This is a genomic window from Mucilaginibacter sp. FW306-07-L, assembly GCF_058782065.1.
This window is the reverse complement of record NZ_JBYSXI010000001.1, coordinates 2,284,075-2,297,871: the sequence shown is the minus strand read 5'-3', so window position 1 is coordinate 2,297,871 and position 13,797 is coordinate 2,284,075. Positions and strand designations below refer to the sequence as shown.

Annotated in this window: 10 protein-coding genes; 4 read left to right on the top strand and 6 right to left on the bottom strand. The window is 44.2% G+C overall.

Features of this window, described 5'->3' with window-relative positions:
• The first annotated feature begins 29 nt into the window (after positions 1-29).
• Positions 30-1,457: an ATP-dependent DNA helicase gene (locus tag AC3WJC_RS09940; protein ID WP_492398929.1), complete on the top strand. Its 1,428-nt coding sequence runs from the start codon at positions 30-32 to the stop codon at positions 1,455-1,457.
• Here AC3WJC_RS09940 and AC3WJC_RS09935 read toward each other — a convergent pair.
• Positions 1,447-2,709, bottom strand: coding sequence for a sensor histidine kinase (locus AC3WJC_RS09935; RefSeq protein WP_492398928.1), 1,263 nt, complete (start codon positions 2,707-2,709; stop codon positions 1,447-1,449). The genes AC3WJC_RS09940 and AC3WJC_RS09935 overlap by 11 nt on opposite strands.
• 275 nt (positions 2,710-2,984) lie before the next feature.
• Here AC3WJC_RS09935 and clpB point away from each other — a divergent pair, with 275 nt between their 5' ends.
• On the top strand, positions 2,985-5,597 hold the full coding sequence (clpB, locus tag AC3WJC_RS09930) for an ATP-dependent chaperone ClpB (RefSeq protein WP_492398927.1): 2,613 nt from the start codon (positions 2,985-2,987) through the stop codon (positions 5,595-5,597).
• A gap of 150 nt (positions 5,598-5,747) precedes the next feature.
• A complete protein-coding gene (locus AC3WJC_RS09925) occupies positions 5,748-6,473 on the top strand; it encodes an RluA family pseudouridine synthase (protein WP_492398926.1) in 726 nt (241 codons plus the stop codon).
• A 140-nt stretch (positions 6,474-6,613) separates the two neighbouring features.
• Here the strand turns inward: AC3WJC_RS09925 and AC3WJC_RS09920 are convergent, their stop codons facing one another.
• The 3 genes from AC3WJC_RS09920 to AC3WJC_RS09910 form a co-directional block, all read right to left on the bottom strand.
• Positions 6,614-7,324 (bottom strand): SIP domain-containing protein, encoded by a 711-nt coding sequence (locus AC3WJC_RS09920; protein WP_492398925.1) that lies wholly within the window; start codon positions 7,322-7,324, stop codon positions 6,614-6,616.
• Positions 7,325-7,401: 77 nt separating this feature from the next.
• Positions 7,402-8,262, bottom strand: coding sequence for a helix-turn-helix domain-containing protein (locus tag AC3WJC_RS09915; protein WP_492398924.1), 861 nt, complete (start codon positions 8,260-8,262; stop codon positions 7,402-7,404).
• A gap of 132 nt (positions 8,263-8,394) precedes the next feature.
• On the bottom strand, positions 8,395-9,789 hold the full coding sequence (locus AC3WJC_RS09910) for an arginine decarboxylase (RefSeq protein ID WP_492398923.1): 1,395 nt from the start codon (positions 9,787-9,789) through the stop codon (positions 8,395-8,397).
• A gap of 198 nt (positions 9,790-9,987) precedes the next feature.
• On the opposite strand from AC3WJC_RS09910, the gene AC3WJC_RS09905 reads away from it, so the two are divergent.
• Positions 9,988-11,094: an SMP-30/gluconolactonase/LRE family protein gene (locus AC3WJC_RS09905; RefSeq protein ID WP_492398922.1), complete on the top strand. Its 1,107-nt coding sequence runs from the start codon at positions 9,988-9,990 to the stop codon at positions 11,092-11,094.
• A 224-nt stretch (positions 11,095-11,318) separates the two neighbouring features.
• On the opposite strand, the gene ctlX is transcribed toward AC3WJC_RS09905, so the two are convergent.
• Entirely contained in the window at positions 11,319-12,233 is a 915-nt protein-coding gene (gene ctlX, locus AC3WJC_RS09900; RefSeq protein WP_492398921.1) for a citrulline utilization hydrolase CtlX, read from the bottom strand.
• A 125-nt stretch (positions 12,234-12,358) separates the two neighbouring features.
• Positions 12,359-13,795 (bottom strand): arginine deiminase family protein, encoded by a 1,437-nt coding sequence (locus tag AC3WJC_RS09895; RefSeq protein ID WP_492398920.1) that lies wholly within the window; start codon positions 13,793-13,795, stop codon positions 12,359-12,361.
• Positions 13,796-13,797 lie beyond the last annotated feature (2 nt).

Below are 13,797 nucleotides of genomic sequence, written 5' to 3'. Positions count from 1 at the left end.
AACCCGCGCAGGGTTTTTATATTTGTGCCGTGTCGTCAGCAGAAAATATCCGCAAAGCATTTCCGCATGAACCTACCGCCCAGCAATCAGAACTGTTTGGCGTTTTGCACCGTTATTTACTGAGCGATGATGGTGACGAATGCTTTATACTTAAAGGATATGCCGGTACGGGTAAAACCACCATATTAGGCGCGCTGGTAAAAGCCTTGCGAAGCTATAATTATAAATATGTGCTGCTTGCACCTACAGGACGTGCGGCAAAAGTAATTACCGGCTATTCGGGGCGTAAGGCGTTTACTATACATAAGCGTATCTACCGTAAAAAATCAGCTTTAAATGTTGATGAGAGCTTTAGCCTGGCCGATAATATGGCGAGCAATACCATATTTATTGTGGATGAAGCCTCGATGATATCGGATGAGTTGAACGGGAATAACCGCGAAACCCTGCTTAATGACCTGGTAAAATACGTTTACAACACCAACAACTGTAAGCTGATGCTGGTAGGCGATACCGCCCAGCTACCCCCGGTAGGCTCCATGGAAAGCCCGGCACTTGATGTGGAACTGATGCGGGCGCAATACGGGCTAACTATTTTTAGTTACGAGCTTACGGATGTGCTCAGGCAGCAGAAGGACTCCGGCATTTTATACAATGTTACTAACGTGCGTAACATGATCCGCCTGGAGGACTTGCGTATGCCGCGCATCGTAACCAAAGGGTATAAGGATGTTTTCAGGATGGGGAGCGATAGGTTGGAGGATGGGCTTAACTATGCCTATGGAAAATACGGGCACGAAAGTACGCTGATTATTTGCCGCTCAAACAAAAACGCCAACTTGTATAATCGGCAGATCCGCGGCCGCATATTGTGGCGCGAAGAAGAGCTTACCGGCGGCGACCAGATCATGGTGGTTAAGAATAACTACTTTTGGTTAAAGGATCAGGACGAGGGGAGCACCGGTTTTATTGCCAATGGCGATATCGCCCGAATCCGCAAGGTGCGGGGTTTTGAGGATATGTATGGCTTTCGCTTTGCTAACGTGCAACTGGAGTTTATTGACTATGCCGAAGACCCGGTAATTGATTGCAAGGTGCTGCTTGATACCCTGTATTCTGAATCCCCGGCCCTGCAATCTATCGACCAAAAACGTTTTTACTTGGAGGTAATGAAGGATTATGTGCATATACACGGCAGGCGTGCCCAGCACGAAGAACTAAAGCTGAACCCATACTATAACGCCCTGCAAATAAAGTTCGCTTATGCCGTTACCTGCCATAAGGCACAAGGCGGCCAATGGCCGGCGGTATTTGTTGACCAGGGATTTTTAACCGAAGAAATGGTTAACATGGATTTTTTGCGATGGTTTTATACCGCGTGTACCCGCGCGACAGAGGAACTATATCTGGTTAATTTTAACGAGCGTTTTTTTGGCGAATCGCAAGCTACTGATTAATGTTTATGGGTAGCTTTATCACAAAAGCAGAGCCCTCGTTAACCTTGCTTTGTACCTCAATGGTACCCTGATGCTTTTCAATAATCTGCTTTACAATGCTCAACCCCAACCCGGTTGATTGCTCACCACGTAAACCGCTGCGGCGGGCGTTTGAAAAACGGTCGAATATGTGGGGTAATATTTCGTTGGGGATGCCAACACCGTGATCCCTTACTTCAATTTGCAGGTCTGTGGCATCGGCTTTTAGTGTAATGTCAATGGTATCCGTGTCTTTAGAAAACTTGGCCGCGTTACTGATCAGGTTATCAATCACCCTTTGAAATTTATCCACGTTGATATCCGTATAAATATCACATGCAGTTGTATTAAACACAATCCGGTTGGGTATGCTTGCCGCATGGTTCCAGCCGTTAGTTAATTGTCGTAAAAAGCTGCACATTTCGGTACGGGTAACCGCTATTTCGTCGGTGTTTTCATTACGTGCGGTTTCTAACAAATCATCAATAATACTACGTGCCTTTTCGCATGATTGCTTTACCATATTGATATTTTCGATCGTATCGCTATCATTGGTATCAAGTTCCATCAGCATGGCTAATGATTCGATGGCCGCTATAGGGTTACGCAAATCATGCGCCACCATGCCTAACACTTCGGTTTTAAAATTGCTCGCCTGCTCAATTTCACGGTTCTTTTTATTGATCTCGACCAACTGCAAAAAATGATTGGCTTTATAGGTATAGTTATATCGCGATATAAAGAAAAATCCGGTTAACAATACCGAGCAAATAAGCGCATTATACAATATTTCGGTATGGCTGTTTGAAAGTGCCAACAGCATGATTGCGAACAGGATGCCCGTTAACAAAGTGATAAATAAGGTTTGTTCAAGCTCAAAAACGCAAATCACGCTTACCACGGTTAAGGCAACCATAAAACCGATCAGGTTATCGCTGGGGATATACGTTACGATAAAACTTGACACCATACCACTGCAAATGATGTATAAGGATATGACCATTATAGCGACGGTCGTGCCCTTGGTCGCCTTGCGTGTTTTATTAATGTTTTTATAAAGTTTGTCGGTAATAAAATACAGGATTGGCGTTACCGCAAGATGTATCCAGATGGTCAGGTTAAACTCAGGGAAGTTATGCGCCCTTGTAAAAGCATCCGGAACAATGGAAAGAAAGATTCTGAAAAGCAGGTTGAGTATGAAAAATATCAGGCACAGCTTTCTGATACTTCGCAAGTTGTGCCGCATGTAATAGTTACGAAACTCGGCACGACTTTTAGTTGTAATCGTGCCTGCAAAATCAGAATTCAACTTGTATAATAAATAAATGGTCAGCAGTTCAAATGTAACAAAAATATTGCACAAGTCGCAAGCTTAAAAACCTGAATAATTGTCTGCTGTTGTATTTGATATTGATAGTTTTTACGACAAAAAGTCGGTTTAAAACCACCTTGACCGCCATTTTTACTTGAAAGCCGAATTGGTAAGTATTTTGAATAGATGTTACTGCTATGAATTTTAACAACTTTACAATCAAAGCCCAGGAAGCCGTACAAAAGGCTTCGGACATTGCCGCAGGCAATCAGCAGCAAGCCATTGAAAACGCGCACTTGCTGAAAGCGTTATTGCTGGTAGATGAAAATGTTATCAGTTACTTACTAAAAAAACTCAACGTTAACCTGAACAGGTTGGGCAATGTGCTTGATCAGCAGATCGCCTCGTTCCCAAAGGTGGGCGGCAGCAATATATATTTATCATCAGATGCCAACAGTGCTTTGCAAAAAGCACAGGGATACCTGAAGGAGTTTAAGGATGAGTTTGTATCGGTTGAGCATATTTTGCTCGGTATACTTGCAGCTAATGATAAAACCGCTAACGCCTTAAAGGATGCCGGTGTTAACGAAAAGGACCTTAAAAAGGCCATTGTTAGTTTGCGTGGCGATAGCAAGGTGACCGACCAAAATGCTGAGGCTACTTACAACGCGCTCAACAAATACGCCCGCAACCTTAACGAGTACGCCGAATCAGGAAAACTTGACCCGGTTATTGGCCGCGACGAAGAGATACGACGCGTGATACAGATCTTATCTCGCCGTACCAAAAATAACCCGGTACTGGTGGGTGAACCCGGTGTGGGTAAAACCGCTATTGCCGAAGGGATTGCCTTTCGCATTATTAAAGGCGACGTGCCCGAAAGTTTGAAAACTAAAACTGTGTACTCATTAGATATGGGCGCGCTGGTCGCCGGTGCCAAATACAAAGGTGAGTTTGAGGAACGCCTTAAAGCGGTAGTAAAAGAGGTGGTACAAAGCGATGGCGAGATCATCCTGTTTATTGATGAGATCCACACGCTGGTTGGCGCAGGCGGCGGCGAAGGCGCTATGGACGCGGCCAATATCCTGAAACCTGCCCTCGCCCGTGGCGAACTGATGGCGATTGGAGCAACTACGCTTAATGAATACCAAAAATATGTGGAAAAGGATAAAGCCCTTGAGCGCCGTTTCCAAAAGGTGAATGTTGACGAACCTGATCCGCAGGACGCGATTTCCATCCTTCGGGGATTAAAGGAACGTTATGAGCAGCACCATAAGGTACACATTAAGGATGAGGCTATTATCGCCGCGGTTGAAATGTCGCAACGCTATATATCAGACAGGTTTTTGCCTGATAAGGCTATCGACCTAATGGATGAGGCCGCAAGTAAGCTGCGCCTTGAAATGGACTCGGTTCCGGAAGCGGTTGACGAACTGGAACGCCGTATTATGCAGTTGGAGATCGAGCGCGAAGCCATCAAACGTGAAAAAGATGAGCGGAAAGTTGCCGAGTTGAGCGAAGAGATCGCTAACCTGAGTGCCGACCGTGATTCTATCCGTGCCAAGTGGCAAAGTGAGAAGGATCTGGTAGACAGCATCAACCAAAAGGTTGAACAGATAGAGAACTTTAAGCTGGAAGCTGACCAGGCTGAGCGTGCCGGTGATTACGGCAAGGTGGCAGAGTTACGCTACGGCCGCATCCGCGAAACACAGGATGAGGTTGAAAAGCTGAAGATCGAACTGCAAAAACAGCAGGTGGACAGCCGTATGCTGAAAGAGGAAGTTACTGCCGACGATATTGCCGGTGTAGTTTCCCGCTGGACTGGCATCCCGGTTTCAAAAATGATACAAAGCGAGCGCGAAAAGCTGCTGCACCTTGAAGAGGAACTGCATAAACGCGTAGCAGGGCAGGAAGAAGCCATTGAAGCCATCAGCGATGCTATACGCCGCAGTCGTGCCGGTTTGCAGGATAAACGTAAGCCAATCGGGTCGTTCATCTTTTTAGGTACAACCGGCGTTGGTAAAACAGAGCTGGCAAAAGCGTTAGCCGAGTTCCTGTTCAACGATGAAAGCGCGCTGGTACGTATTGATATGAGTGAATACCAGGAGCGCCACGCCGTATCACGTTTGATAGGAGCGCCTCCGGGCTACGTGGGTTATGATGAAGGCGGACAGTTAACTGAAGCCGTACGCCGCAAACCATACAGCGTAGTGTTGCTGGATGAGATAGAAAAAGCGCATCCGGATGTGTTTAACATATTGTTACAGGTGCTGGATGATGGCCGTTTGACTGATAACAAAGGTCGTGTGGTGAACTTTAAGAATACCATCATCATCATGACCTCAAACATCGGCTCAAACATTATCCAGGAAAACTTTACCGACCTGGATGATGACCGTGAAGAGATCATCGCTAAAACCAAGAATCAACTATTTGATTTGCTGCGTGTAACCATCAGGCCGGAATTTTTGAACCGGATCGATGAGATCATCATGTTTACACCGTTAACACGCGATGAGATAGGCGATATTGTTAAACTACAGTTCAGGCAGGTACAGCAAACGCTGGCAGAGATGGGAATAACCATTGATGCTACCGACGAGGCGCTTGACTGGCTGGCACAACTGGGCTACGATCCGCAATTTGGCGCAAGGCCGCTTAAACGCGTTATCCAGAAACGTATACTGAACGAGCTTTCAAAACAGATACTCGGCGGTAAGGTAGATAAGGATAGTGCCATTAAACTGGATATGTTTGATAATCAATTCGTTTTCCTGAATTCAAAGGAAGGTGATGAGGTTGCCGGGTAAATTAGCCGGGCGGTAAATGTTAAATAATGTTAAGGCATTAAACCGTTTACCTGCCGGATGCTCAAACAAGCATAATAACTCCATCATATAGTAAAAGAGCTGCCTGCGGGCGGCTCTTTTGCATTTAAAACCGTACTTTTGCACCCTGTTATGAAGATACCCAAGTTTGCCGACCAGATACTTTTTGAAAACGATGATATAATTGTGGTGAATAAGCCGCCTTTTATCAGTTCGCTCGACGAGCGGGGAGAAGGCAGCAGTGAGATCAGTATGCTGCGACTGGCCAAGGCGTACAGCGATGACGCGCAGATATGCCACCGTTTGGATAAGGAAACCTCCGGCGCGCTGATATTCGCCAAGCATCCGGAAGCTTACCGTTGGGTATCGATGCAGTTTGAACGCCGTAAAATAAAAAAGGTATACCATGCGGTTATTGATGGCACGCATGTGTTTGAAGATCTGCAAATTGACCTGCCGATATTGAACGTGGGCAAAGGCAGTGTTACCATCAGCAGGCAGGACGGTAAACCCGCGGAAACCTGGTTCAATTCGCTAAAATATTATAAGCATTATACACTGGTTGAATGTCGCCCTGTAACCGGCCGTATGCACCAGATCCGCATCCATCTGGCCACACAACGTGCCTCCATAGCAGGCGACGAGATGTACAAAGGCCAGCCGGTATTTCTATCCAAGCTAAAACGCAAATATCATTTAGGTAAAGATCAGGAAGAACTACCTATAATGAAACGCTTTGCCCTGCACGCTTACGAAGTAACCTTTAAGTTGATGAATGGTGAAGATATTACCATCAATGCCCCATATCCTAAAGACTTTGAAACGCTGTTAAAGTTGTTGGATAAGTTTGATAGTTAGTTACTAAGGATTGCTTAATTTGTCATTTCGATGCGATAGCGAGAAATCTGCATGCGTTTATAATCAGGCGACAGATTTCTCCTCGTACCTCGGTCGAAATGACAATAATCATATTTCCCTTATCTAAGGGCTGAAGAGGGCTACTGCCAAAACCCATGTGCTTTGATCTGGCTTGAGCCATAGCCCTGGCTGCGCAGCGTTTTGCGTAATTGCGCTACCATGGTTGAATTACCCGCCAGGTAAAAAATGGTATTCTCCAGATTTTCTGATTGTTGCAACAACCACTTTATCAATGAATGATGGCCAAAGCTATCATGGCGTTCAACGGGTTGTAAAGGCGTTCTAAAATATTCATTAAATAGCTTATGGTTGGCATTATCACTTATCACTACCGCACCGGTAAATCGTGTAGTTGGCTGGGTTAACTGTTGAATAGACAATAAGTGACCGATAGCACTTTCATCACCCAGGCAAACAATGGCCGATGTATTTACCGGACTGTGCCTTGTTGTGGCAATGCCAAGGTATTCAATGGTATTTCCCTTATTTAGCTGCCTGGCCCAAACGGCACCAGGGCCATTATGATTAACGTCGATGTATAAAGTGCAGGTTTGGGTTTCGGCATCCCAGGCAGCGGGTGTGTAATCTCGGTAGGTAAAATCACCTACTTTACACTTAATATGTTGTACTTCGCTCCATTGCATGTTGGCTAATGGCAGATGCAGATCTATTTCAACAATGTCATCAGTATTCCATATTCTTGTTTCTAGTACCTGTCCGGTTTTCAGAAATTGATTTTCTATGATTTTAGTGGCTCTTTTTTTTATGCAGGATAGTAGTAAGGTGCTCATTTTGTAAATGTTTTGTGTTCACAAAATAACGCTGCATAACTCGCGGAAAAAATAGACAGCCCACGGTAATTATTGGACTATTTACGGTACTCTTGCCTGAATGTGAGTGGCGTTTGGTTAGTATTTCGTTTAAAAATACGCGAAAAGTAAGTGTGGTCATCATAACCAAGTGAGTGTGCTATCTCTTTCACATTAAGTTGGCTGTAGTATAATAATCGCCGTGCCTCCAGCATAACTTCATGCGTTATCCAGTAAGTTACAGATAGGCCGGTAACTTTTTTCAAGGCTTCGTTCAGGTATGATTCACTGATGGTTAGTTGACCGGCATACCATGCAGGGCTTTTTTGACTTACGTAATGTTGTTTTAACAGTTTTTTAAATTGTTGTGCGATCTGGTAGGGGCGGTTAGTGGCTCCGGTTGCTTCTTTACTTTCGCAATAGCCTGTGGCTACCAAACCTATAAACACGTTAAGCAGCGAATGTAATAACTGCACATAAAACGGCTGGCTTGCATCGCTGTTGAATTGCTGATGAAGCAGTTTTACGGTAGAGAGAAGTTGCTGGTATTGTTCATCTGTCAACAAATAGGGTTGTTGTATAGCCAATTGATTTTCAAACACATCACGATAGTGAGCCGGTACAAGTAAAGTGTCGGCAGCTATAAACCACCCGGTTACGTTGTAGGAGGTTAACATGTGATGTACTTGTCCGGGCAATAGATAATACAATGCCTGCCCAATAATATTTATCTCACTAAAATCAACCATCAATGAGCCCTCACCTTTTTCAATCAGAAAAAATATATAGTGATCATCACGGTGTATGCCTAACTGCTTACCCTGTTTAGCCGTTTCAGCTTCTTCTGTGCAATGTACCTCTATACCGGCTTTGGTTTTATCGTTAAGCTTGTGCAGCGGTATGTGCTTTGTTTTAGTCATTTGTAAATGGTTCAATAGGCATGGGTAAAAGTAGTCAGCATACCACAAACAAAAGGGCGAAAAAAATAATCTTTTCCGCCCTTTGTATAGTTTCTGTAAAATCAATCACTAATCGCTATTGACCAATGACCATTAAGGTGTATAACCTAAAATCTTCAATACCTGTTTGCTGTTTTGCTCTTCGCCAAACACCTCAAAGTTAAAAGTTTCATCGCGGTTGCGGCGAATAATAACATGTTTAGGCGACGGCAGCAGGCAATGGTGTATGCCACCATAACCGCTCAATACTTCCTGGTAAGCACCAGTGTTGAAAAAGCCCAGATACTGTACCTTCCGGGTTTTAGGCATGTACACACTGTTCATGTGTGCTTCCTGGTTATAATAATCCTGTCCGTCGCAGGTAATACCACCCAGGTTTACGCGGTCATACTCGGCATCCCAGTTGTTAATAGGCAGCAGGATGTATTTTTGGTTCAATGCCCAAACATCAGGCAGGTTAGTAATAAATGAACCATCCAGCATCAGCCATTTTTCACGGTCGTTTTGTTGTTTACGGCCAATAACTTTGTATAATATGCCCGATGCTTCGGCAACAGTGTATTTACCAAATTCGGTAATAATATCCGGTTCAATGGTATCATGTATCGCGCAGATCTCTTTGATACGGCTCACGATCTCGTTGATCATGTATTCGTAATCAAAATCAAACACCAGCGAATCCTTAAAAGGCATACCGCCACCAATGTCCAGCGTATCCAGGTCGGGGTTTACCTTTTTGAATTTGCAATACAGGGTAACGTATTTTTCGAGCTCGTTCCAGTAATACGGCGTATCAGATATACCGGAGTTGATAAAGAAGTGCAATAGCTTAACCCTGAAATTCGGGTTCTTCTCTATCTTATTATGATAAAAGTCGATCACATCCTCCATACGCACACCCAGGCGCGAAGTATAGAACTGAGAATTTGGCTGCTCTTCAGACGCTATACGGATACCCAGGTTACAAGGCTCGTCGAGTTCTATTTCATCATCGTAAATGTTGAACTCTTCCTTGTTATCCAGTACCGGGATGATGTTTTTAAACCCATCGTGCAGCATATCAACAATGTACTGCTTGTATTGATACGTTTTAAAACCGTTGCAAATCACGGTGATATCCTTGGTAAGGGTGCCTTTTTTCTCAAGGGCATCAATCATCGGCATATCAAATGCTGACGATGTTTCAAGGTGAATTTCGTTTTTCAGCGCCTCTTCAACAATGTGTTTAAAGTGCGAACTTTTGGTACAGTAGCAATATTTGTAAGTGCCACGGTAGTTGTTTTTGATGATGGCTTGCTGAAAAAGCAATTTGGCCTGCTGCACTTTTTTCGAGATGATAGGCAGATAGGTAAAACGCAGGGGCGTACCGTACGTTTCAACCATTTCCATCAAATTGAGGTCGTGAAAGTATAATTCATCTTCAATTATTTCAAAACCTTCCTGCGGAAAGCCCACACTTAGATCAAGAAATTCCTGGTAACTCTGCATGCTATAAAATTTTGCCAAAAATGTAATTTTTTCATGGGATTTTTCCTAAAATATTAAAGCTATTTATGTACCGAATGTAATTTGTTGTTAACCGGGTTTATCTGCCACAAATAGTGCCCTTATAAGTTAAAAAGCCGCTTTTTATGATTTTATAAAACATTTACACCGTGTTTGCTGATTATTATAAGAGGAGCATCTATGAAAAAAATATTATCAATTATACTGTCAGCGGCATTTGTTACCAATGCAGCAGCCCAGGATAAAAAATTTCACAGCGATAAATTAATACCTGTAGCCACTTTTGGCGACAGGCGGCCAATCGGCGTAAAGGTATCATCAGCCAATCGCCTTTTCGTGTCTTTCCCTAACCGCGGGGCCAACTACAAACACGGTTTGGCGGAGATCAGGAACGGGAGAGAAGTGCCTTTTCCGGATGACACCTGGAACAGTGCTGTAAGCGACAATAACGGCCGCTTTGTAAATGTGCAGGATTTGTATATTGATACCGATGATAAACTTTGGGTGCTTGATTCAAAGCCATCATCAGGCGGTTCTATATTTGGTAACAATGGTGGTATGCCGGTGCAGGGGTATTTTAAACTGGTTAAAATTGATTTAAAAACCAACAGCGTCAGCAAGGTATACACCTTTGATGACCTGGACAAATCAGTTTCAGGATTGAATGATATCAGGATAGATACTGAAAAGGGATTAGGTTACCTGTCAGACCCCGGGCAGGCGGCCATCGTGGTGCTCGACTTGATTAGCGGTAAAACACGCACGGTACTTAAAAAACAGCCATCAACACTGGCGGATACCAGCGTGATACTAAAATACGACGGCATTGAAATGCGCGATAAAGAGGGCAAGCCTTTCCGCTCGAACGTGAATGGCATCGCGATCACCAAGGATAATAAATACCTTTATTTTAAGCCGATAAATCAGGAACATTTATACCGTATTGAAACCCGCTTTTTAGCGGATGCCAAGTTGAGTGACGAAGAATTATCGGCCAAAGTTCAGGATGTGGGTGCTGTAGGTATTACTCACGGATTGTTAGCTGACCGTAAGGGTAATATCTATCTTACCACTTCAATAGATTACACCATCAAATACCTTTCTCCTGATGGTAAGCTGCACACGCTTGTACAGGATTCACGTATTATTTGGCCAGACTCCATGGGCATAGGTACCGACGGTTACCTCTATTTTTCGTGCGCCCAACTAAACCGGGATCCGCAGTGGAACAATGGTCAAGATAAAACAGAGCTGCCTTACACAATTTATAAGGTGAAGCTACCATAGTTGTTGCATAGCGATGGTCTGTCACCCTGACCTATCGAATGGTGTGAGCGGGGGCTTGAAGGAGGTTAATGCTTCGACAGGCTCAGCATGACATATTCGTAAAAAAGAAGGTCTGTCACCCTGAGCTTGTCGAAGGGTGTGAGCGAAGGCTTAACCAGGCAGTTAATGCTTTGACAGGCTTAGCATGACAGGTAAAGACTAAAAGCCGCCACAGTTATAATTTGTTATTTTCTCGGCAAATGCACTTCGGCCATCATACACCTTGCGCTGCCGCCGCCATTGGTTTCAATGGTACTGATATCAGCATATACGGGTTTACTGTAGCTTGAAAGTACTTCGCGTTGTTCCTCATCCAATGAATTCCACGCGCTTGCCGACATGACAATAAGGCTTTCACCCGCCTCGTTATGCACCTCAAGCATGTTACCGGCAAAATGGTTCATTTGGTCAAACGTAATGTTGATGATCTCTTTGCCTGATGATTGTATGGTGTCAATCACTGCTTCCAACTGCTCGTCCTCCTGTATGCAGTCCAGGCAAATAACCACGTATTTAGTAGCCACCGCCATTAATACATTGGTATGGTAAATAGCCTGGCCATTGGCATCGTAAGCGTTAAATAAAACCGGTTTATAGCCGGCCTGCTCACAAAAAGCACCTAACACCTCTGCATCAGTACGTGGCGAAATGCAGGCGTAAGCTAATTTGTTATCCCTGTCAAGCACCATGCTGCCGGTGCCTTCTAAAAATTTGTTCTTAGCCTCAAAGCGGCTCAGGTCGGTAATATGGTCCACCTTAAAATCATCCATCAAGTCGCGGATAATGTCTTCCCGCCGTTCAAGCCTGCGGTTTTCGGCCTGCATAGGGTACAGGTATACGCTGCCATCATCATGAAATGATACCCAGTTATTCGGGAATATAGAATCGGGCGTATGCGGTTCGGCGGTGTCATCTACAATGATGACATTTACACCGTTATCACGCAGTAACTGTACAAAGCCGTCAAACTCCTGTAAGGCTTTTTGCTGCACATCGGTTTGTTCAGCATTTTTGTTTTGAAAAGCGTTGCTCCCCGCCGTTTGCTCGTTAAAGCCAAAAGCCACCGGGCGAATCATTAGTATGTTGGATGTTGCTTGCATTTGTTAGCTGATAGTCTATAGACCATAGTCCATAGTGATTTTATAGATGATAGATTTTAGCCGATAGCAATTGAACGTAGTCTCATTATTAAATAGTTTTAAGGCTATGGTCTATTGACTATCGACTACCTAATCGCCTCCCGCCAAAGCGGCATACTCATACAGTGGAAACCGCCGCGGGCACGCGATAGTTCTGCTGACGGTATCAGGATCAGCGTGTCTGTAAGTGTTTCAGGGTTTAGCTCATTGTTTTCAAATTTCTGAAGCAGTTCGGCTACGGGGATTATGTTAAATCCTTTATCGATGAATGCTTCTACCGTTTTATCATTACGGTCATACCCCAAAACCACGCCCTCTTTTACGGCCAGCAGGTTGCACGAGTCTGTCCATTGCTCACGGGCATCAAATGGGAAGGTGTTATTACCCGAATAAATAAACTTTACATCACCGTCATAGCCAAGGTCTTTATGGCTAATGTCGGTCAATAATTCCTCAATATTATCAAACGTTTTAGGCTTTTTACCTTGCCTGAATTGTACTATCTCGGTTCTTTCCTTACTTTTTTTATCAGCGAACCAGGCAGCAGGGCCGGCCTCTTTCTCTATCTTATCGGCTACTGCTAAGGAGTGCAGTACTACCCACATATCACGCCTTACTTGTGTAAAAACGGTATCAATGTGCATGTAATCGCGCTTGTTGGGTATTTTAACTACGGTTACTTTTTTAACTACGTTATGCTCAAACAGGAGTTTAATGGCTTCATCGGCGCCGCTGGTTGAGGTGCGTTCGCTGCAGCCAATAACCAGGTGGTCGGGGCTTACCATCATTACATCGCCACCTTCAAGGGTGGTCTTCTGCTCATTATCCTCGCCGGGGCGTAAAAAATGATGTACCGTTTCCGGTATCTCCAAAATGTTGTCACGGAATTTAGTGAATAGCGGATGATTGAAAAATATATACCGCATCAGCAAGGTTTCGCGGAAACGGGCCTTTTTAGCAGGCTTATTCAATAAAATATGGTTGTTTATAGCGATGCCGATATCCCTCGAAAATATCAGGTTGGGTATCGGCGCGAAGATCATCTCGTCATCATTCAGCGCGCCCGAGATAAATATTTTAGCCAGTTGTACCGCGTAGGTATCAATCAACTTTAACTGCATACGGTAACTGCAACCCTCAATGGCGCAAACAGCGGCCACCAGCTTTTTGCGGATGTCCGTTTCCTGCAAAATATCGCTCAATAGCACCTGTAGTTCAAGTACCTTGGTGGACGAGTGGAAATCTTGATTGTCGGGTTTAAAAAATGAGCGGTCAATATCAACCTCATTAAGTTTACCCTTTATCTTATCCGGATCGAGAAAATAAAGCAGCAGTTTTATATAATAATCGTATTCCTTTTTACGGAGCGTATCTAAATGTACAATATCTTCAAACAGCCAGTCCTGCGCCTTAGAGGGCACTACTTTACCCAGTCCGCTATCCGGACTGTGAATTAATACAGCACGCAGGCTGCCAATTTCTGAGGTTACATCTATCCTAAAATCTTTGTCGTTAAGCGTCATAA

Bases quoted from the DNA above. Each gene is read 5' to 3' on its own strand.
- AC3WJC_RS09920 (WP_492398925.1), bottom strand. From the start codon at position 7,324: ATGAGCACCTTACTACTATCCTGCATAAAAAAAAGAGCCACTAAAATC.
- ctlX (WP_492398921.1), bottom strand. From the start codon at position 12,233: ATGCAAGCAACATCCAACATACTAATGATTCGCCCGGTGGCTTTTGGC.
- AC3WJC_RS09915 (WP_492398924.1), bottom strand. From the start codon at position 8,262: ATGACTAAAACAAAGCACATACCGCTGCACAAGCTTAACGATAAAACC.
- clpB (WP_492398927.1), top strand. From the start codon at position 2,985: ATGAATTTTAACAACTTTACAATCAAAGCCCAGGAAGCCGTACAAAAG.
- AC3WJC_RS09895 (WP_492398920.1), bottom strand. From the start codon at position 13,795: ATGACGCTTAACGACAAAGATTTTAGGATAGATGTAACCTCAGAAATT.
- AC3WJC_RS09925 (WP_492398926.1), top strand. From the start codon at position 5,748: ATGAAGATACCCAAGTTTGCCGACCAGATACTTTTTGAAAACGATGAT.
- AC3WJC_RS09910 (WP_492398923.1), bottom strand. From the start codon at position 9,789: ATGCAGAGTTACCAGGAATTTCTTGATCTAAGTGTGGGCTTTCCGCAG.
- AC3WJC_RS09905 (WP_492398922.1), top strand. From the start codon at position 9,988: ATGAAAAAAATATTATCAATTATACTGTCAGCGGCATTTGTTACCAAT.